This window comes from Paenibacillus sp. FSL R7-0048, assembly GCF_038004505.1.
Lineage (GTDB): Bacteria > Bacillota > Bacilli > Paenibacillales > Paenibacillaceae > Paenibacillus_AQ > Paenibacillus_AQ odorifer.
The window spans coordinates 3705836-3726955 of sequence record NZ_JBBORF010000001.1 but is presented as its reverse complement, the minus strand read 5'-3'; the positions used below and the strand labels follow the sequence as shown (position 1 = coordinate 3726955).

Annotated in this window: 23 protein-coding genes; 3 read left to right on the top strand and 20 right to left on the bottom strand. The window is 42.3% G+C overall.

All coding sequences use genetic code 11. From position 1 onward, the window contains the following. Positions 1 to 9: 9 nt before the first annotated feature. The 6 genes from NSQ91_RS16660 to NSQ91_RS16635 all read right to left on the bottom strand — a co-directional run bounded on the left by NSQ91_RS16660 (position 10) and on the right by NSQ91_RS16635 (position 5646). Entirely contained in the window at positions 10 to 1059 is a 1050-nt protein-coding gene (locus tag NSQ91_RS16660) for an NAD(P)/FAD-dependent oxidoreductase (protein ID WP_340918897.1), read from the bottom strand. A gap of 25 nt (positions 1060 to 1084) precedes the next feature. Beyond that, entirely contained in the window at positions 1085 to 2395 is a 1311-nt protein-coding gene (locus NSQ91_RS16655) for an NtaA/DmoA family FMN-dependent monooxygenase (RefSeq protein WP_340393584.1), read from the bottom strand. A gap of 208 nt (positions 2396 to 2603) precedes the next feature. After that, on the bottom strand, positions 2604 to 3401 hold the full coding sequence (locus NSQ91_RS16650; RefSeq protein WP_254848963.1) for an AraC family transcriptional regulator: 798 nt from the start codon (positions 3399 to 3401) through the stop codon (positions 2604 to 2606). Positions 3402 to 3556: 155 nt separating this feature from the next. Next, positions 3557 to 3841, bottom strand: a complete 285-nt coding sequence (locus tag NSQ91_RS16645; RefSeq protein WP_076217679.1) for a HesB/YadR/YfhF family protein — start codon at positions 3839 to 3841, stop codon at positions 3557 to 3559. A 23-nt stretch (positions 3842 to 3864) separates the two neighbouring features. After that, entirely contained in the window at positions 3865 to 4221 is a 357-nt protein-coding gene (locus NSQ91_RS16640) for a HesB/IscA family protein (RefSeq protein ID WP_076130520.1), read from the bottom strand. Positions 4222 to 4242: 21 nt separating this feature from the next. Next, a complete protein-coding gene (locus NSQ91_RS16635; protein ID WP_340918893.1) occupies positions 4243 to 5646 on the bottom strand; it encodes an MFS transporter in 1404 nt (467 codons plus the stop codon). A 166-nt stretch (positions 5647 to 5812) separates the two neighbouring features. Here NSQ91_RS16635 and NSQ91_RS16630 point away from each other — a divergent pair, with 166 nt between their 5' ends. After that, positions 5813 to 6463, top strand: coding sequence for a helix-turn-helix transcriptional regulator (locus NSQ91_RS16630; RefSeq protein WP_340918891.1), 651 nt, complete (start codon positions 5813 to 5815; stop codon positions 6461 to 6463). 195 nt (positions 6464 to 6658) lie between these two features. On the opposite strand, the gene NSQ91_RS16625 is transcribed toward NSQ91_RS16630, so the two are convergent. The 4 genes from NSQ91_RS16625 to NSQ91_RS16610 all read right to left on the bottom strand — a co-directional run bounded on the left by NSQ91_RS16625 (position 6659) and on the right by NSQ91_RS16610 (position 9475). Continuing rightward, the gene (locus NSQ91_RS16625; protein WP_340918888.1) at positions 6659 to 7174 is read right to left on the bottom strand and encodes a nuclear transport factor 2 family protein; all 516 of its coding nucleotides are present in this window, start codon (positions 7172 to 7174) and stop codon (positions 6659 to 6661) included. Positions 7175 to 7239: 65 nt separating this feature from the next. Then, the gene (locus tag NSQ91_RS16620) at positions 7240 to 8250 is read right to left on the bottom strand and encodes an LLM class flavin-dependent oxidoreductase (protein ID WP_076130511.1); all 1011 of its coding nucleotides are present in this window, start codon (positions 8248 to 8250) and stop codon (positions 7240 to 7242) included. A 241-nt stretch (positions 8251 to 8491) separates the two neighbouring features. Beyond that, complete coding sequence (locus NSQ91_RS16615; protein WP_179086262.1) at positions 8492 to 8632, bottom strand: hypothetical protein; 141 nt, start codon at positions 8630 to 8632, stop codon at positions 8492 to 8494. A gap of 207 nt (positions 8633 to 8839) precedes the next feature. After that, a complete protein-coding gene (locus NSQ91_RS16610; RefSeq protein WP_076184924.1) occupies positions 8840 to 9475 on the bottom strand; it encodes a TetR/AcrR family transcriptional regulator in 636 nt (211 codons plus the stop codon). A gap of 560 nt (positions 9476 to 10035) precedes the next feature. Between NSQ91_RS16610 and NSQ91_RS32070 the strand changes: the two genes are divergently transcribed. After that, on the top strand, positions 10036 to 10563 hold the full coding sequence (locus NSQ91_RS32070) for a DUF1036 domain-containing protein (protein ID WP_445670804.1): 528 nt from the start codon (positions 10036 to 10038) through the stop codon (positions 10561 to 10563). Positions 10564 to 10697: 134 nt separating this feature from the next. Here NSQ91_RS32070 and NSQ91_RS16600 read toward each other — a convergent pair whose 3' ends face one another. Continuing rightward, entirely contained in the window at positions 10698 to 10892 is a 195-nt protein-coding gene (locus NSQ91_RS16600; RefSeq protein ID WP_339167884.1) for a hypothetical protein, read from the bottom strand. Positions 10893 to 10963: 71 nt separating this feature from the next. Next, the gene (locus tag NSQ91_RS16595; protein WP_340918881.1) at positions 10964 to 12229 is read right to left on the bottom strand and encodes a YncE family protein; all 1266 of its coding nucleotides are present in this window, start codon (positions 12227 to 12229) and stop codon (positions 10964 to 10966) included. A gap of 431 nt (positions 12230 to 12660) precedes the next feature. Here NSQ91_RS16595 and NSQ91_RS16590 point away from each other — a divergent pair, with 431 nt between their 5' ends. Further along, entirely contained in the window at positions 12661 to 13473 is an 813-nt protein-coding gene (locus tag NSQ91_RS16590; protein ID WP_339281041.1) for a class I SAM-dependent methyltransferase, read from the top strand. Positions 13474 to 13565: 92 nt separating this feature from the next. Here NSQ91_RS16590 and NSQ91_RS16585 read toward each other — a convergent pair whose 3' ends face one another. The 8 genes from NSQ91_RS16585 to treC all read right to left on the bottom strand — a co-directional run bounded on the left by NSQ91_RS16585 (position 13566) and on the right by treC (position 20963). After that, positions 13566 to 13757, bottom strand: a complete 192-nt coding sequence (locus NSQ91_RS16585) for a hypothetical protein (RefSeq protein ID WP_076130505.1) — start codon at positions 13755 to 13757, stop codon at positions 13566 to 13568. Between the two features lie 128 nt (positions 13758 to 13885). After that, the gene (locus NSQ91_RS16580) at positions 13886 to 14149 is read right to left on the bottom strand and encodes a hypothetical protein (protein WP_081388227.1); all 264 of its coding nucleotides are present in this window, start codon (positions 14147 to 14149) and stop codon (positions 13886 to 13888) included. Positions 14150 to 14306: 157 nt separating this feature from the next. Then, positions 14307 to 14894, bottom strand: coding sequence for a DUF1349 domain-containing protein (locus NSQ91_RS16575; protein WP_076184931.1), 588 nt, complete (start codon positions 14892 to 14894; stop codon positions 14307 to 14309). Between the two features lie 137 nt (positions 14895 to 15031). Beyond that, positions 15032 to 16042: a phosphotransferase enzyme family protein gene (locus NSQ91_RS16570; protein ID WP_076190299.1), complete on the bottom strand. Its 1011-nt coding sequence runs from the start codon at positions 16040 to 16042 to the stop codon at positions 15032 to 15034. Positions 16043 to 16217: 175 nt separating this feature from the next. Then, on the bottom strand, positions 16218 to 16331 hold the full coding sequence (locus tag NSQ91_RS32065) for an RCC1-like domain-containing protein (protein WP_139330042.1): 114 nt from the start codon (positions 16329 to 16331) through the stop codon (positions 16218 to 16220). A 23-nt stretch (positions 16332 to 16354) separates the two neighbouring features. Further along, complete coding sequence (treR, locus tag NSQ91_RS16565; RefSeq protein ID WP_036677129.1) at positions 16355 to 17074, bottom strand: trehalose operon repressor; 720 nt, start codon at positions 17072 to 17074, stop codon at positions 16355 to 16357. Positions 17075 to 17238: 164 nt separating this feature from the next. Continuing rightward, positions 17239 to 19209, bottom strand: a complete 1971-nt coding sequence (gene treP, locus NSQ91_RS16560) for a PTS system trehalose-specific EIIBC component (protein ID WP_340918875.1) — start codon at positions 19207 to 19209, stop codon at positions 17239 to 17241. 50 nt (positions 19210 to 19259) lie between these two features. Then, complete coding sequence (treC, locus tag NSQ91_RS16555) at positions 19260 to 20963, bottom strand: alpha,alpha-phosphotrehalase (RefSeq protein WP_076281817.1); 1704 nt, start codon at positions 20961 to 20963, stop codon at positions 19260 to 19262. Positions 20964 to 21120: the final 157 nt, after the last annotated feature.

Here is a 21120-nt window from a genome sequence, read left to right as displayed (position 1 = left end):
TTGTTATCATTACTGTCTGTATAAATGCTTCATTAAATCACGGTTTTTCTGCGTGAACAGGTCATTATGTGAAGACACCATCCCGGACGAATTTGCCTCCGGTGTGATGTATTGTTTGGCTTGGTTTACCGCATTGGCAGCATCCTGGAATGCCCCCGCGATCAGGTGCAGTTTCCCATCATGATGTAGAACATCCCCTGCCGCATAAATACCCGGCACGGATGTCCCGCTCATTACTGATCCTGAAATCCGGTGTTCCCACAGATCCATTTTAATTTCACTGTTCACCAGCAGTTCTTTGTCGCGCTCATAACCGTGATTAATGATGACCTCATCGACAGACAGCTCAAATCCCTCTCCGTTGTCATTACTTTTTAGCAGTACAGTCCCTATTCTTTCGTGATCCGGTGTTGCAATCAACTTTTCGATTGAAGTATTTAACAAGCACTCTACGCCATTGTTTGCCAAGCGTGAAATATCGGCTTCATGCCCCTTTAAGTTCTCTTTCCGGTACGTCAGAAACACCTTTTTGGCAATCGGAGCCAGTTCATTCGCCCAGTCTACAGCAGAATGGCCGCCTCCCGATATTAGGACAGTCTTCTCTTTAAAGCGGGCAAGTGACTTCACCGTATAATGCAAATTTGTGATTTCGAATCTTTCGGCACCCTTGATTTCGAGCTTGACCGGCTTCAGAATGCCTCCTCCAATGGCCAATATGACAGTTTTAGTGAAATGCTTCCGGTTTGCGGCCGTGTGTAAAATAAAGTAACCTGCTTCATCTTGCGAGATGGATGTGACCTTTTCATTAAAGGCAACCTCCGGTTGGAAAGTCATCCCTTGACCAACCATTTGTTCAATAAGCTGCGAGCCAAGAATAGGCTGTAAGCCTCCCACGTCCCAGATCATCTTTTCCGGATAGACATGCACCTTGCCGCCAAGCACAGGTTGGAATTCTATAATTTTGGTTTTCATTTCACGGAGTCCGCTATAAAATGCAGCAAATAATCCAGCCGGACCGCCGCCAATAATCGTAACATCAAACAATTCCTCTTCATGCATCGTTCAATCGCCTCATTTCTCTTTTTTAAATCCCTAAATGCTCACGGAAAGTGCTACCCGTATATTCGCTCCGGAATAAGTCTCTTTCAACCAGCTCCGGTACCAACTTCTCAAAAAACAGCTCCATAGATTGTTCCGAGCCGCCTGGCAGGGCGATGAAGCCATCTATAGCCCCCGCTTCAAACCGTTCAATAATATCGTTCAGCACATCCTCGACTGTCCCGACAGATACCCAGTGTGCAGATCCGACAACCTCCGGCCTGTCCAAGATTTCTTTCACTGTAGGCTGGTTTTTGATCATATACCGCCGTAACAATTCGGCATGAGTCCGGCTGCGGACAGCCTGACTGGAATCGGGTAACATATCGGCAGTTACTCGCTTATCTAAGGGATAACCGCTTAAGTCAAGACCCAGCACCGATTTGAGCGATGCATGTCTGCGTTCAAGGCTTAAATTCGCATGTGCAGCTTTATGTAATTCAAGTGCTTCTTCGCGCGTATCGGCCAGGAAAAAATATAAGCCCGGCAAAACTTTGATAGCATCCGGATCACGGCCCTGCTCAGCCGCTCTTCTTCTCAGATCATTCCTTAGTTCCACTCCCGATTCGATATCCGGCATTGCGGCAAAAATAGCATCAGCTACAGATGAGGCGAAATTCCGTCCAATTTCCGAAGCCCCAGCTTGGAATAGCGGCGGCGTTCCTGACTTGTGAGCAGGCAAAGTAAGCGGCCCTTTTACACTGAAAAATTCCCCGGAATGATTAATGGCAGTCACTTTATCCTTATCCGAAAACATACCTGACTGACGGTCGATAACAATCGCTTCATTCGGAAAACTCTCCCAAAGCTTGCATACAACATCCGTGAACTCCATAGCCATGGCATATCTCTCTTCCGGTGACGGCATGGGTGAGGCGCTGAAATTATCGGCGCCTTCAATAGAAGTGACAATATTCCAGCCGGCGCGTCCATTGCTCAGCCAGTGTAAGGACTGCAGCTGCCTTGCAACAACATACGGCGGATTAAAAGTAGTGGAAATCGTCGTTACCAGTCCGATCCGCTCGGTTTCACGAGCTATCGCTGCAAAAAACAATGCAGGGTCTGGGCTGCCGAAATTTGAGGAATCTCCTAACATCTGCGGGCTAACATACAGATAATCAGCTCTGAAAAGAAAATCGAGCTTTGAATTCTCAGCCATTTTTGCCAAATCAATATAGTAATCAATAGAATCCATCTTTTCTACTCCGCTATCCGGGTGCCGCCAGCCGTCTCCTTTCATCCAGGTTGCATTTAAGGACAAGCCAATACATAATTGTTTGGGTCTTTTTTCTGTCATATCTACCAGCCTTTCATTTATAAATCAATTTACTGATAATGATTCTCAGTTACAAAGGTGAGTTTATCAAAAATTTAAATAAATTCAAATGTACAAATCTCAAATCCAGCATGCATCATTATTTAATCTAAATAAAAAAAGTCTGCACTTCTGGCTTATCACCAGTAGCTGCAGACGTAGTTCAAGTACAAGAAGCTCATTATGTACATTATTTATAGGCAGAGGGAGAAACACCGAATTTCTTTTTGAATAATCGGCTGAAATATAGTGGATTGTCATAACCGACACGGTCAGCAATCTCGCGGATAGGAAAATTACCTGCTTTGAGTAATTCACAGGCCCGTTCCAAACGATAATTAACAACATAGTCGATGGGTCGTAGTCCCGTATATTTATGAAAGAGGTAAGAGAAGCGGTTGGCACTCATTGCATGCTGTTCCGCTAACTCACCGAGTGTAAGTGAATTCATATAATGAAGTTTAATATACGCAAGGGCTTCGTCTACCATTCTTTGATTCGGAGAACGATCGTTCTCTCTGTAACTGCACGCAATCAGAACCTGGTGCATCAGGCTTAAGAACAACTCCTTGATACGCAGCTTCCCAATTTCTCCGGATGGATGGGCATTCTGATGGAGCATAATTAGTAATTCAATAATTTTTAGATTCGCTCCCGGCTCCAGCTTGAAATGAGAGTCAAATTCGTGAGTACTATTCAATTCTTCCGGCATATCCAATTTATAAAAAAGGGAGTAATACTCGAGCTCAGATTGTCCTATAACCTGCGAATCCATCTGCATGCCCGGAGCAGCATGAAAAACTGATCCTGGCCGTAATTCATATACCGTTCCATTCACACATATTCTGGCTCCCCCGCGAATGATAAATAGAAATCCATGCTTAACGGTGGTGAATTCACTTAATAAGCTTTTGGGCTGGATGACTAAGCGGCTTCTATCTTCTATTTCATAGACACCTTTAGTAAATGCCTTTGCTAATTTGTCCAAATTTATCAATGCTCTGCACCTGCTTCCTAGCACCATGCTTCTTATAAAAATCAGATCCAATTCTGATATTTATTTAAAACAGTATAGACAATAGTATGCGAAATTGCTAGAAGTGTAGTAGATATTCTACTGTACACTGCAACCCAAGAAGATGCTCAGGAGATTTTGCTTGAAAATATGCCGTTTTCATTACAATCAATTTGAAGAAGTTCATCCTGTAAAATCCAAACATCAGTTTTTTCAACAAAGAAATGAAATCCGCCAATGGATTGAACCCATGCGGGATCGATCGGTGTAGCACTTGCATTAATTCCAACAGTGAAAGCATCAGAGCCTCCACCGGCATATTTTGCGTAAATTCTTACATATTGCCCCTCTTCCAAACCCCATTCATTCTTAAATGAATCCAATGCTTTTTCGGATACTGCAAATGATATCATTCCTCTTCTCTCCTTCCTGCTGTTTAATCACATTTTTTTATTTCGCCACGATAATTGGCCATTCTGAAACTGGCTCCGCATCCACATGAAGCTTTTGCATTAGGGTTATTCATAGTGAATCCGCCTACCATTCCACTCTCTTCATAGTCAATTTCAAGACCGTCAATATATGGAATACTATTCGGGTGAACCAATATACTAAAATCTTGTTTATTTAATATAATATCCTCTTCTGCTTGCTGCTCATCCACGACTAGGGTATAGGATAGTCCACTGCATCCCCCTTCATCAACACCCACTCTTAGAAATGGATTTCGGATATTCGCACTTGATAAGATTTCGGCGATTTTTTCTGATGCTTTGTCACTGACCTCGATGATCATTGTGAACTCCTCCTTCGTTTATTTGTTTTTCAAACCTAAAGATTGGATACCCGTTCCTATTTGTTCAGCTACCGGTGAGATCCGAGTGCTCGCAAATAAACTCATTACAATCAACAAGAGATGGAAACCCATTGCTACAATTAATCCGGATTGGAGTGACATTCCGCCAGCCTGACAAACCACAAGGATGGAACCGCCGATCCCGATAACCACACCGGGTGTAAAAGAATCCGCAAATTGCAGATTTGCCGAGGTGTTGCCGACACCTCCTTCTCCTGTCTGAGAAAACGCCACAACACCGCTAATCGGATGCGCCAATCCAATGCCGATTCCAGCGATGATCTGTCCAATAACTGCTACGGTAACGGTCACAACGGGTATCCAAAATACGATAGTAATCCCTATGGCAAGCAGCAATACACCCAGAATAATTCGCGTATGCCGTCTACGGCCCTGATCTGCCGAATCCCACCGTCCTTGCAGATACGCTATGACGCACCAACTCAACGCAGCACTCGCTACAATCAATCCGGCCTGAGAAGGCGTTATTCCTTTCACATCGATTAGAGCCAATACCAAGAAATTCTGTGTGCTGGTATAGGCAGCGAAGAACAGCCCACGTGTTGCCAGAATAGCTGGCATACCTCTTCGAAGCGTAAGAGCTCCCTTCGGTAGCAGTTTGCGGAGCGGAAATATCATAAGTACTAAGCCGATAATGACTAAAACAAATCCCATAATGCTCGGAAGCATGCTTAGACCAACTAAGAAAATCCCTGTACCCATCGTTAACAGTAACGCATTCCAAGTTGATGAAGCTCCGATATCCCCTTGCGTCTTCGGTGTTTTTAATTTCGTGAACGCAGGTAAACTAAGCAGTGCTGAAATCATCAGGATCGGTAATATTCCCCAGAAAACAAACCGCCAGGACCACTGATCTGCGATAAGACCTGCAACGTATGGACCGAGCATGGACGGAAGAACATAGGCCGTACCAAATGCTCCGAGTATTTTGGCGCGTAATTCATCCGGGTAGCTTAAGGATATTGCTGTGTACACACAAGTCATCATAGCTCCGGCACCCAAACCCTGCATGGCCCGTGATCCTATCATGGTATACATATCGCCTGATGTTGCGGCAGCAATCAACCCAACGATAAACAAAAGAAGTGCGATAGTGAACGGTACTGCAGGTCCTCTTCTATCTATGATTCGACCGACGACCAGAGTCCCGATAATCTGCGCAAGCAGATACGTACTGAATATCCAGCCAAACAGGCTAAGGCCGTTCAAATCTCTAGCAATTGAAGGGGCAATGGTGGTTACGGACAGGCCTTCGAATCCAACGGCCATCACTGACAGAATAATACCTATGGATAGTGCAAAATAACGTGGGCTGAAAATACTTTGATGATTAGACGACATGAAATGTGACCTCCAAGGAAATTGGTATGTATACATCGTATCCGGACACTTAGTAAACATTTTTGTTTATAATGTCTAAGCTACAGTCCAGCTTTGACTTTGTCAACATTTTTGTTTAAAATGTAGTCTGTGATGTAGATTTAGTTGTTTCAGTAGGAGGTGCAACGTGAGCCGAAATCAAACCAAAAAGGATGTCTCAACCAAGACCCGAAGAGCGATCATTGATTTGTTAAAGCAACAAGGGGGAATGGATGTTATGGCACTCTCCTCCCAGTTTTCGCTATCTGGAATGGCTATTCGTCAACATTTGAATGCGCTGAAAGAAGAAGGGCTGGTTACTAATATAGAAGAGTCCCGTCCCATGGGGCGGCCCACCAAGCTATGGATCTTAACCCCCGCGGCCGATCGGTTTTTTCCAAGCGGATATTCGGATTTATCCGTCAGTCTGATCCATTCCATGAAAGAAGCTTTCGGAAATGAGGGGCTGGACAAGCTGCTGGCTGTTCGAAATAAGAATATGCAAGAACAATATCTTCAGCATCTTGGTGATACAGCAGACGTTAGAGAGAAGCTGGAGAAACTGGCCGTGATTCGAACAAATGAAGGGTATATGGCCGAGGTTAAGGAGCAGGATGATGGCAGTCTTTTATTCATTGAGAAACATTGCCCGATCTGTGAAGCTGCTGCTGTATGTACCGGGTTATGCAAAAATGAGTTACATCTATTTAAAACTGTTCTAGGTAATAATGTTCATATTGAACGGGGGGAGTACATATTAGCGGGAGGAAGAAACTGTGTTTATACGGTTAGACTCTGACAATTGCTGTGGCACTTTCCAAACCCTTTCCATGTCACACATGAGCATCCAATGACTAGCGATATGAACCATTATCATAATATTCATTACAAATAAATAACAACCCACAGCCAAGATTTATAATAAATATGATCTTGGCTGTGGGTTGTTATATTTTAGCTTTTACCCTCTAATGGTTTATAACGCAGGAATACTTCAATCAATCCAAGGCTTACGAACCCAACCATCTGTCCATTCAGACGCTTGAGTTATAGCACCGCTTAATTTTTTGAAGTACCACTTTCCATTTACCTTAACGAAATGATCAACATAGTTCCCGGTCATTACTACTGCGTCTTCTTGGGATCTGTCATTTTTATTAATAATGGTAGCAAGACAGTTCAAATAAAACTTTCCAATAGCACTATTCCCATCAGAAGGTATTACGATTTCTGGTGACGTTATATAATGTACGACCCATACAATATCCTTAGAAGCTGCAACGAAATGCTTCTTTATCTCATCATGGCCTGTTGCCTCGCCACCAATACCAGTAACTAACCAATGTCCATCTGGTATGAATAATGAGGCGATTCCATCCGGGTCATAATGGTTATCACAATAACGTGCGTACTGATACTTTAACTGTTTGATTGCTTCAATATCTTCTAACCGAGCTATTCTTTGTTCTAAGCTTAGATTATCGTTTAATGATTCATTTAAATTCAACATTTTTGACTTCCCCTTCTATGATAAATTTGATAGTTGTGCTCCGTTTTTCTAATCCTTAATAAAAATTATAATTCTTTCAAATTAAAAGCTCGCGCCAGCAGTTCAATAGATTTAACTCTATTATTAGCTCCTGAGATATTTGGCAGAATAGTTACTTCGTTCACTCCATATTTTTTTGCAAGATTCTCAATTTGTTCCTTAACATGATTTACATCACCAACTACAACGCGACTGCGATTACGATGAATAGTTTCTTTCTCAAATGAACTGTATGAATAGATCTTTGCAGTTTCAATTGAAGGGTAAGAATTTGGAGTTTGTGCAGACTCAGCTTTCAAAAGCCATAAATCAAATGCTTTTGCGAGCTCTTCTGCCTCTTCATTTGTTTCTGCGATTACAGCAAATACAGCAATCATTACATGAGGTTCTTTAAACAATTTGGATGGTTTAAAGTTTTCTCGATAGTGATTTATTGCTCTTATCCCTTCTCCATAAGGATTAATAAAATGAGCAAACGTATATGCAGCGCCATTGTCAGCAGCTATTTTGGCACTTCCTCCTCCCCCACCCAAGACCCACATTTCTGGAGTTGTAGAAATATCAGGCGTAGTGAACAAATCTTTGAAACGATGTTCTTCTGGAAAATCATTCGTTAAGAAACTTTTTAGATCCATAACTTGTTGCTCATAGGAAAGTGGTCTAGTTTTCTCTTCATTAAGTGCGTGAGTGACTAATCTATTTGCTCCGGGAGCTCTTCCTATACCTAAGTCAATACGATTAGGGTACAGAGCCTCTAGCATCCGGAAGTTTTCAGCCACTTTATACGAGCTATAATGAGGAAGCATCACTCCTCCAGAACCGATTCTTATGTGATTTGTTGAAGCCGCAAGATGCATCATGAGCAGTTCAGGAGTACTTCCTGCTAAGGACTGCATTTGGTGATGCTCTGATACCCAAAATCTCTTATATCCAAGTTGATCCGCTCTTTTTGCCAACTCCGTTGTCTGAATCAATGCTTCTTGTGCATCGTAATTTTCGTCCACTGGCGAATAGTCCAATATGTTTATTGAAATCATGTTTCTCAAAGGGCTCCTTTTATAAGGGAATATTTATTATCCTCGTATTGAACAATTAGTTGGCGTATTTATTTTGAAAACACCCATATATTTGCATGCGCATGCATATAAAAGGTTAATATGATTATCCTGTTATTTATGTTTACTAGTTTTCTAAATTAGAATGTTTTGCTTTACTTCGAGATTTTAATCCATAGTTCCGCCCTTACACCACCCTATTCATTTTTTTCGCCACGGGTACCTAACCTTCGATAAAAAATAGTTTCTCCCAAGCAATATCTCCTTCATTCCCATCCATCACCTTCTTCACCCAATGCGGTTCCACAATAAATTCCCGACCCTTGGCAACAAGAGTAATCCCACTGTTTAGGATGTCTAGCATTCTTCTGGACTATGAATAAAACCTACTGCCACTAGGGGAAGACGATCACCGTGTAAAGTACTCAAACGCTCAGTAAATAGTTTTTCATCCTAAGGTCTCCATAAAGACCCCCGGTTGGCGTTGCCCAGAGAACAAATAACGATTTCTAGAACATGTTCTAAATTTAAAGCAAAAATCCATAGTTGTCAAATAACTATTTCCAAAAATTTATTCGTACAAAGCTCTATACGCCTCTGTAACTATACTATTCAAATAAATCCTTAAGATTTTTTGAACATTCTTTTGTAGGTCATAGCTCCCATCTGTCAGGCACCACTCGAAGATGAGTCCTTTAACTAAAGTGCAAATATCATTAGCAGCTTCATGTATATCTACATCTGGCGATATAAATTCCTGTTCTTGCCCATGTTTTATGGCAATGATCGACTTTTCAAAAAATGGAACCTTGTGGATTTCTTCAGGGGAATGTTTATCACGTGTATTTAAGCTTTTATTTTTAGTGGAATAGTAATTTGATAAAAATTCAATACCCATCTCCATACAATAAGAAATGTAAATATGATAAATTTGAGCGATGTTCTTTTTCACATCATCATCAAACAGAATCTCGTTTTCATCCATGTACTTTTCGTACCCGTATGCTAAATAATAGGTCAAAAGATCATCTTTGTTTTTAAAATGATGATAAAACGTACCTGTAGATACGTTGGCTTCTTTGCATACATTACGAACCGTTAAATAGTCGTATTCATATTCTTTCAGCATCCTGATGGCTGCATTATGTATATTTTCTTTGACTTGTTGCGATTTTAACTGACGTTCAGTTAGTACCTTTTTCTTCATTGTAAAACTCCCCCCTGATCAAACCAATACATTCAGAATTCTTATATCAGCCATTTTACTTGATACTCTTAATGTTGTACATGTCATTGGAAATAAGTCAGCCTTGGAACAGGTCTGCGGAGTTCGACCAGAAATCTAAGTAAAGTTTTGCCTAGTGTGTATACCAGTTCACGCATTTCTTCACTAAAGTCACTGTTGATATTTCATCGACACATAGGGAGCGTCTGTATGACAAATGCTGGGATTAATTTAACTATTAGTCAGAGCAAATACTCATTACAACCCTGCAGGTGTTATGTTTCTAATATATACATCCACATATGTTTTTTTGACTCGGACCAAACAGAACAGATCTACGTCCTCTGACGAATTAATAAGTTCGATCGATAAATAGGATGACATAGATAAAGGACGGCACGCGAGAGGTCTCTTCTTAATTTATCTACCCTGGCTCTTCACATGAGCAACCCAATCGATTCGAAATTATTTTCTTAATGTCCATTCCTTTCTTCTATTAAACTGCATACTTTATTCTATCAAAAAGAAAGGAGCTGAATGCAATGGGACTTAGTTTTCGTAATAGTACCAGTGTAACCATATATGTTGCCTTTGCATATTACTCCTCTGCAAGGTGTAATAAGGGCTCTATCCCCTTAATACCTTGGCCCAGCTGGTACGAAGCGGTAGGTTGGTACACAATTAATCCAGGTCAAACGGTAGAGGTATTGAATGGGGCAGTCAACAATCGTGAGATATATTACTATGCCGAATCTGCAGATAGGCGTCTTGTATGGTCAGGTGTTAACTATCTTACTCTACCGCAAAATGCTTTCAAACTTTGTGGTGGCGCAGGTTACTGTGCTGCTCCGCTTTGTAGAAGGCTTGGATTGAGAAAAATCAGTATTGGTAACTACAGAAATTACACGGTTAATATTGTATCCACTAGTATTCAAAGTCAATCTAAGTTTTTAAATGTCAACACGGCAGTTCCTGGTAAAAGGAAAAATGTTGGCCGGACTACCTCTCCTATTAAAGGTCTTCGAGTAGTACAACCTGCTGCAGGCAGGAAATCTATCTCGAAACATTAGGCGGAAAAAAGTAGAACAGTCTTGGACTTTCGTATTCAGTCCAAGACTGTTTCAACTTCTCTCATATACAAAACTTCAAGATACAAACCCCCAGCCTCTTCCTTACCGGAAGAAGGTTGAGTTACTGATTATCACTAAAGATAAGGGTTCCTTGTTAACCCTGCTGCCGGTATTATGCGTTCTTCTGCTGCTGTCCCGCTGCTACCCTCTTTCTTTTGTAGTACAATCGTGAATTCACCTATGCCCGGAACGTAGATACGTGCTGCAGAATGCTCTTTGTCCATACTCGACAATAGGATCATAATTTCTTCTGCCGATTTTATTTTCATCGTATGATTCACCCCCTGCGGTAAGATGAAGAACAGAATTTAGAGTGTACTAAATTCTTTGTCCTTGCTTCCTACGGATTGACACCGACTGAGAACGGACGTGCACCTACAGGAATAACACTAATCACAGTCTGGGTAACCCCATCAATGACCGATACCGTGTTATCATCCTGATTGGTGATATAGATGCGGTTGGTCAATGGATTAACTCCTGCACCATTAGGATTATTCCCGACCGGAATGGTAGTAATCACCGTATTCGTTAATCCGCCAATCACCGACACATTGTCGTCATCCCGGTTTGGCACATAGATGGCATTGGTTGATATGTTCACTCCCAATTCAGCCGGAGTCGTTCCTACAGGCAAGTTAGTTATCACAGTATTGCTGGCTCCATCAATGACTGAAACGGTGTTACTGGTAAAGTTCGAGACATAAATCCGGTTCGTTAAGGGATCAACGCCCACCCGAAATGGATTAACCTGAACGGGAATCTGCGTAATAACCATATTTGTAGACCCGTCAATGACGGTAACAATATCCGAGTTGAATTCAGCTACATAAATAGTATTGGTTAAAGAATTCACGCCGATCCCCGTTGGAAAAGGAGAACCGCCGGCGGGAATAATGGTAGTCACCACTGTGTTGGTTAATCCGTCAATGACAGTAACACTATTATCATTAAAGTTAGCAACATAGATAGCATTGGTAGCAGTATTGACCGCGACAGCACCTGCTCCATCCCCGGCAGGAATGGTAGCCAGCACCGTATTGGTCGCTCCGTCGATAACGGATACGTTGTCGCTGTTCAAATTAGCAACATAAATACGATTAGTTAACGGGTTTATGGCTACTCCCGCAGGATTCACACCTACAGGGATGACTACTATCACCGCACCTGTTGCCCCGTTGATCACAGAAACATCATTGCTATTGAAATTGGAAACATAAATGCGGTTAACGGAGCCTGTGGCTCCCCCATTTTCAGTTCCCAGCAGCTCAGATGATACAAGCCGGTGGGCGGTAACCAGCTCCCCGTCTGTATTTTTGCCCCACATGGAAATTTCCGTCTGTAATTCTGCAAGACCTTCCGTTGTAAAGACAAACTCATAGGCATCCAGATTGGCAAAGTAATTTCTTGTAATCACCTCGTCTGGAGAAATAGTAACAAGCTCGCTTACATACAAGGTCCTTGTGAGGGTTAAATTGTACCCTTGGATCAGAATTGCGGACTGATTTAACGCATCCCGGTTATCAATCTTGACCGTCACCTGTTCAGTAGGTCTGAAACCGCTCACAGCGCTATTATCAATAGGTCCTGATGATAGAATGGCCATTCTAGTGAATCCTCCCTTAATTAAAGATTTAATATAAACTACCAGTCTCTCTTTAATGTATGTAAGAACTGTAGTCGGGATTGGACTATACAATAGCTAGAATTAAATTATAGCTTGACTGCCTATTTATCTAGGAAAGGTGTGTGCGAGTCCAGTTGCATGCCTAGAGCAGCATGAAAAACTGATCCTTCTCGTAAATTAAAATATCGTAACATTCATACTTATTCTGGCTCCCCCTGCGAGTGATAAACAGAAATTCATGCTTTATTTCACAATTGGAAATTTTGGATGGATATGTTCATGGAAAAATGGTAGATTATTCTATGGTTAATCCCTCAGCTTGTTCGTGTTCGATATATATTATTGGGATTACGCGCAAGTCGGGAGATATGTTTAGGCTTATAAAATCTATATTTGGGGCGGGTGTCTGCATGGACAAAAATTCTGGTTATAGAACAAATGTTATAGGCGCTGGTGAGGTTGGCGTTGCCATCTCGGTCGATATGGATACGAACTCTATTCATGAAACAAACAGCTTATTTTGGGATACAAAAGGAAATGAAGTTTTAGGAGCTACTGCACTTCCTCTTTATGGAGCATTTGTATCGGAAGAACAATGCCAACTTTTTGGTGATGTCTCAGGGAAAAAGTTGCTGGAGATAGGCTGTGGAAGCGGTCAATCTTTGCAATATCTGGGGGAACGCAATGCATCTGAACTATGGGGTACGGATATAGCAGAGAACCAAATCGAAAAGACTAGGCAACTTTTGACGGAGCACGGTCTTTCAGCAAAATTGATCTGCTCACCCATGGAAGAAGAATGTGGCCTGCCAGAGGATTATTTTGACTTTGTATATTCGGTTTATGCCATAGGCTGGACAACTGACCTTGAGGGTACTTTTAGCCGGATTGCTTCTTACCTTAAAAAAGATGGATCATTTATTTTCAGCTGGTCTCACCCTATACACAAATGTGTTGTTGCAGAAAATGATATGCTTGTTTTTAAAAAATGTTATTTCGATGAATCTTGGTATTCAGTATCTCTTGATGAAAGTACGCTAACTTTATCGGATCGTAAATTATCAACTTATGTGAATGCGCTATCTAAAGCTGGATTTGTTATTGAGCAAATGATTGAGCAATCTGATGATGAACTTATGCAGTCGCGGGACGATAAAAGCGATTTTGCAAAAAAAGCAAAGATGCTTCCTGTAACTTTTGTAATTAAAGCAAGAAAACTCTAGCATCCGATACCTATTGAACAACCTTACAACGTAAAAATTATTTTTCTAAGCCGATCCAGAAAAGGATCGGCTTATTTGATAGCTTTTTAAGATCAATCTTGTCTGTTCTCAACAGATTTCATGCGGTTTTGATCATCTGGCACTCGGTCATTACTGAATTCCTGGCCTGCTTCTGCTTCACCATGACCGGAAGCACTTCGGGCAAAATTTGTGAACTGCCTCTTCTGCTCATCCAGCTTGTGTTTACTTTTAAGAAGCTCCTGCGGATCTTGATTTGTCATCATTATCACCTCGCAAAATAGATTCATGCTGTTTATTCGCACTACATAAGTTTTCCATAATAGGGCGGTGCTTATGCAAGATAAAAAAACTCCTGCTCACCATAAGCAGAAGTTTCTAAATGAAGTTCTAGTTAACGAAAAATATCAATTATTTTATGCAGAACAAGGTATTCCAAAACAACAATCCCACCGCAAATGAGTATAAAAAACTGAAGCCTTGCCGTATTCATTCTATCCTTCCAATACTCTCCCCGGAATAATGAAATGATGTTAGGTGTAAAAGTATGCCTAATCGATTCGCTATAATCATCTTTATTCACGAAGAACACGCGAAATAAAAATTTATATACTGGAATATTTAAGAACAGTAATAAAATGATCATCACAAGACTCAATGTCCTCGCCTCCCAAGATCCAATTATCCTAATTTTACCACATGGATAACTATAGAAATCGGAAACTGATGACAACTTTATAACCACTCCATTAAAAAAAGACCTTCCTTTTAGGAAGGCCCTTTTGAGTAATATTCACTTTCAGCTGCGTAAACGACTATTTATGCTCCAACCACTTACACTCTGTAATTTCCATTTCGGTGAAAACACCTTTAAATGAAGAATTCTCTGGGCTACAAGCATATAAGCCAAAATTTATTTCCTCATTCCCTTCAAACAAATGAAAAATACGCATCTGTTCAAATATAGTCCCGTCCAAAGAGCTTTCAATACAGAAATCACTTTCGCGTCGACTTAGTCTATAATACATAGTTTTAATGTTTGCATCGATATCAGTTGTTGCCCAATCTGAATATCCGTGATTTGTAACCACACTTCCAAGTCTTTGGAATTCCTCATTTTCATATTCTACCGATGCCTTGAACCAATTATCACTGTCCTGATAGATGACTATCCCACACTGCTCGTATCTATGTGTACTATCATAATCTGTTCTTACTATAAATGAAAAATACTTCTCAGCAGTTTTCATTAACAGTGCAGGTGAATTATCATTTCTAAAACCATAATAGGTTCGTTGCCAAAAATCTGTATTCGGCATCGTTACAAATTCAATCCTGTTTTCTGTAATAGAATAATCATTGATTGGATTTATCCAAAAAAGCTGTTCTTTATCAAAGTTCATTGCTCTACTCCTCACTTTTTATAAAGTTTTGTCAACCATTTTCATTGCTAAGATTCCAAATACAATTTAAATAGTTTTCAGCAGTTCATCCTAATAATACCATTTGAAAAATATAACGCACATCATTTTCTAATCTTTTATTTTGAAGTATCCAGAGAATTAAATAAAAAGGTTGTCCCGTTTACATACGCTCTCAAAATCGCTTGAGCATATGGCTGCTCTTCAATCAAACCCTCGGTCTCTAGCGGATTCTCTGCATGAAAGCTATAGGCTTCGATTATTGCCATGACTAAGAAGCACTCTAGCTTCATTATATATTCATTTTCCAGCTTCCTGATTCTCTGATATCCTTCGACGAAATAAGCTCTCTGTGTTGGGTATAATCCCATAATAGCCTGAGCTATATCGTAAAGATGATAGCCGAAGCCACACCTGCCAAAATCGATAGGATAAGGTTCATTATCCCGAAAAATGACATTTCCATTATGTAAGTCCGCGTGGATCATCCCATAATTTTGTTCATGTCTTGTGAACGTTTCGAGACATGTTGCCACTTTAGTGGCGGCTGCGGAATATAACTTAAAACCCTCATCCGATATGAAATGTTTGCGATGTAGACTTAGGTGATCCCAGTCCCGTTTAAAGCTCAGTGCACCCCAAGAAGGACGAGTAAAGCCGCTGGAAGGACTAAAATCAGAGCTGGCCTCATGAAGCTTTGCCATCAATGATCCTGTTTTACGGATGCCCTCCTCCGTTAGTTCGCTTTTGTCTACATGCTTTCCCTCGACCCATCGCATTAAGCTCGAATAAAACCGTTGTCCGTCACACACCGATGTTTCCGTAATAAAGGCACCTTCACGATTGATTACAGCTTCGGGCAAGAGGAGGCCCTTGCTCTTCAAAGCGAACAACCACTCAATTTCTGAAATGGTTCCTTCGCGTTGTTTGTTATCCGGGTGAATGCGGAGCAAGAACTGTTCCCCCACATCGTTTACAATGCGGAAGGTGACATGTTCGGATACTTGAATGAAGTGAATGGAGTTCCAGTCTATTTCATATTCCTGTAAAGCATGAAACGCCGCTTGTTTTACTTGCCTCAGAGTTCGGTGTCGGTTCTCCTCAGTATTGATCCGAAAGCCATTATTCATTGCTTATCTCCTTTGTCTACCATACTTCCATCATTTTAACAGTCTAGACGGATAGCTGTAATGATAAAGAATGAATATGAAAAGAGTTTTCTCTTTTTGACTCACCTATAAAAATAGGGAATTCATTGCCACTTAGGCATGAAATTCCCTACTCTTCAAATCTAATAAGATTCTTCTACAAGCGAAATTGCAACAGGTTCTGCTGGCCCTCATTGTTCGCTCCCCATATCCATACGTTTCCATCGCTTTTCAGAGCCATGCTATGCAAGGCACCAGCGGATACACTGATAACTGGGACACCCTCGGATCAGCTTATCGCCTCACCCTTCGAGCAAAATCCACGAACTGGAATTTATCCAGCCGGTGTCTAGACTCGGTATATTGGTAAAGCACCGTGTTCTCCAAATACACATAGTTTCGTACTACTACAATATGCGTAAAATTCTTCAAATCGAGCAGTCTATGATCCTCCTCGGTAGAAGGCTCAACGGATATCAGCTTCTTCGCATAACTGATCTTAAGTCCCAATTCCAGCTCCAGATATTCATAGATTGAGCCTTCCGCGATTTCCTCACTTAGAAAGGAAACAATATCCGCACGAAAATAATCCTTATCCAAAATGATCCGTTCACCTTCAATTTCTCTGGCGCGAACAACCTTCCAAATCAGAGTTTCAGGTGGAATCTGCAGATGTCTTGCGATTGCGGAGCCTGCCGGCTCTTGTATCGTCCGCTCTACCAGTGTCCGTGAGGCAGTACCCAGGGTATCGGCCATCTCTTTAAATGAAATCAAACCGGTAACAGGGAAATCCATTCGGGTCATGTCAAGCACAAAGGAGCCTCTGCCCTTAATTTTGTGAATATATCCTTCACGGAAAAGTAGATTCAGCGCTTTGCGCACGGTCTCTCGTGAAGTGGCGTAAGCTTCGGCGAGTTCACTTTCGGAAGGCAGCTTGGTTCCCGGCAGCAATTGTCCAGAATGGATTTGATTGCTGTATTCATTATAAATTTGCAAATATTTATTTTCTCTCAATTTTGATCACCGCCCTTTATTGTATCACGTCATGCCTTTGGAAGCATCGATTCAATTGGAGGGGAATTTATAGCGTTAAACATATAAATTCTTATATTTATAGAAAAACAGCCCCCAAGGGGCTGTCTTTCTAAAGTATAAAGTCTTTGCCAATATAGCCTTTATCAACCCTTGAGATGAATAGTCAAGATGCTTGTTTGTTTGGCCGTAGCTGGTCCGGTCTTCTCCTCGATCTTCTCGACCATCTCCTGACCTGCAGGAATGATGATTGGAGTAATCACCGGGTAACCTGCTGCGCGGATAGCTTCCATATCAAATTCTAGTAGAAGCTCTCCTGCTTGCACCTTATCACCAATATTCTTCAGGCTGGTAAAACCGCTACCTTTAAGCGCCACCGTGTTAATTCCAACGTGGATTAATACCTGAACACCGCTGGCATGCTCCAGTATAAGCGCATGTTTGCTCTTAATCACATGGGCTACTGTAGCATCAAAGGGAGCATATACTTTCCCTTCAGAAGGTTCGATTGCAATTCCCTCACCCATTTGCTTTTCAGCAAAGGCAGGATCGGGCACCTGTTCCAGCGATACTGCAGTTCCACTAAGCGGGGAGACAAGCTCCAGAATATTAACTGATTCCTGTGACCCTTGAACGGAATGACGGCTACTCAATTCCTCTGGTTCGCTCGTAGTACTAGAAGCCTCTGTAGCTGTGTTCTTTTCGGAACGACCCACTACAGAACGTCCGTACAATACTGTGGCGGCAAATGGCACAACGAGAACAATAACCATGCCAATAAAGAAAACGCCCCACTGATTCGGGAAAATCGAAAGGAAACCGGGAATTCCCCCTACGCCAATGGATGAAGCTCGAACCTGGTTAACGGTAAGGAGCATATCGGCAATTGCTGAGCCGATCATCCCGAAGATGAAAGGATAGCGATAGCGGATATTCACCCCAAAGATTGCCGGTTCAGTCACGCCGAGGAATGCAGAGACGGAAGACGTAGCCGCCAAACCTTTTGCCTTTTGTTCTCTAACAACGAACATCATCGCCAGTGCCGCAGCGCCTTGCGCAATATTGGAGAGCGCCAGCATCGGCCAGAGGAAGGTGCCACCCTCACTGCCGATGAGCTGAACATCGACTGCCAAGAAAGTATGATGCATCCCAGTGATGACCAGAAGTGCATAGAATCCACCATAGATCAAACCACCAAGGAGCGCAAAATGATCAAATACATAGATCAAACCCGAGGTGATAGCATTGGCAATGGCGAACGTAACGGGTCCGATAATGGTGAAGGCCAGAAAACCTGTAACCAGCAGGGTCACTGGAGCAACGACCAGTAGTTTAATGGAATCAAGCACCCGGCGGTTGAGGAACTTCTCCAGTCTAGCCAGAATATAGGCCGAAACCAGTACAGGCAATACTTGCCCCTGATAACCGATCTTCTCCAAATGCCAGCCGAACAAATTCCAGGTCGGAACGGTTCCCTCAGTTGAAGCACTTGCATAACTGTAGGCACTTAATAGATCCGGATGTACGAGAATGAGACCCAGCACGATTCCGAGTAGAGGACTGCCCCCGAAACGTGTAACAGCTGCCCAACCGATAAGGGCTGGTAAAAAGGTGAAGGCTGTGCTGGCAATCGTGTTAATAATCGCAGCAATGTCTTTCCATGCAGGATAGACATCTACCAATGACTTACTATCAAAAAAGATACCAGGTCCGGTCAAAATATTATTAATCCCAAGCAGCAAACCTGCGGTTACGATGGCCGGAAGAATCGGAATAAAAATATCAGCCAGTGTTTTGATCGCCCGCTGCAGTGGATTCTGTTTCCGTGCTGCCGCTGATTTCACCTCATCCTTGGAAGAGCGGGCACCACCAGTGATCTGAATCATTTCATCATATACTTTATCCACAGTTCCTGGTCCGATAACGATCTGGAACTGCCCTTGCGTAGAGAATTGTCCTTTTACGAGTTCGTTACGGTCCAGGGCTTCCGAATCCACCTTGCTCTCGTCATACAGCGAGAATCTCAGCCGGGTTACACAATGCGTCGCAACCTCAATATTCTCCTTGCCCCCAACCGCCCGTACAATATCTTCAACATTTTTGCGGTCTATAGCCATATCTTCACTCCTTACAAAATTGATGTGTGCTCCTTCTCAAGTACACCTCGTTAGCGGACTAACCACATGTAGGAAGCATAAGGACTAAGCTGAAGCTCTTGTGTTAATGATGGTGCATCTGCTGTATTCCCAATCAGAAGCTCGTCCTTACCACTTGGCGACAATTCAGTCCAGTGATTATCTTTAAAGCGGAAAGAGATCTCTTTACTACTGAAGTTCGAGACCACAACAAGTGTCTCTCCAACTCCTGTTCTGGCGTAAGCGAAGACTTCAGGATGTCTTTCATCGAGTCTCTTGAAAATACCTTCTATGAATACTCCATACTCCTTGCGTAGTGCAATCAGTTTGCGGTAATGGTGGAAGATGGAATCAGGGTTTTCCAGTTCCTTTTGCACATTGATGTCTGGATACCGCTCATCTACCTTCAACCATGGAGTACCAGTGGTAAATCCGGCATTCCGGCTGTCATCCCACTGCATCGGCGTACGTGAATTGTCCCGCGAACGCTCCTGTAGAATGCTGAGGGCAACCTCCGGGCTTTTCCCCTGTTCACACAGAATGCGGTACATATTTAGTGACTCAATGTCGCGGAACTCATCGATACTTTTCCATACCGGATTCGGCATACCGATTTCTTCCCCTTGATATACATAAGGTGTTCCCTGAAGGCCATGCAGAGTTGTCGCGAGCAGCTTGGCGCTTTCCACACGGTAGACCTTATCATCAGTGAATCTGGAAAGAGCACGCGGTTGATCATGATTGTTAAAAAATAGTGCGTTCCAGCCTCCGCCTTTCTGCATTCCGGTCTGCCACTGCGCAAACAACCGTTTCATTGCCTCGAAATCATAAGGCATCAGTTCCCACTTCTGTCCATTCGGATAGTCGACTTTTAAATGATGAAAATTGAAGGTCATGGAAAATTCCCGCTCTTCGGGACTTGAGTACCGGATACAATGCTCCAGTGTAGTTGAGGACATCTCTCCTACAGTCACCATCTCAAACGGACCAAACACCTCTTCATACATTGCTTTGATGTATGCATGGACCTGTGGACCGTCAGTATAGAATTTACGTCCATCCCCCGGTGGAACACTCCCGTCATCGTTAGGGAAGCGCTGATCTTTGGAGATTAAATTAATTACATCCATGCGGAAGCCGTCGACACCCTTTTTAGCCCAGAATAACATCATATCATTCACTGCTCTACGTACCTTCTCATTCTCCCAGTTCAGATCCGCTTGGGTTTTATCGAAGAGAGTAAGATAATATTGTCCCGACGCTTCGTCGAACTGCCAGGCAGGCCCCCCGAACTTCGACTGCCAGTTGTTGGGTAAACCGCCGTCCGGAGCCGGGTCCTTCCAAATATAGTAATCACGGAAAGGGTTGTTCCTGCTTGAAATGGACTGTTTGAACCACTCATGTTCAGTCGAGGTATGGTTAACCACGATATCGATCATTAGCTTCATTTCGCGTCTATGCAGTTCCTGTATTAGCTCGTCAAAATCCTCCATCGTACCGAAATCCGGGTTAATATTTTCATAATCTGCTACATCGTAACCGTTATCATGTTGCGGCGAAACATAAACCGGCTGTAACCAGACAATATCGATTCCAAGCTTCTGCAAATAATCTAATTTCTCAATAAGTCCTTTAATATCTCCTGTTCCGTTGCCTGTAGTGTCCTTAAAGCTCTTCGGGTACACCTGATACACCGTGGAGCGGCGCCACCATTCCGAATACTGGGACTGACTCAAGTTGAACACCTCCAAAAAGAATTCCTTTATTTCAACCATTAAACCTGTATATACAAGTTCAAACACTTCACACAGTTTAAACCTGTATATACAGGTTGTCAATACTATAACTATAGAAGGAGTGGTATGAGTAGAAACTAGATTATTTATAACGTTG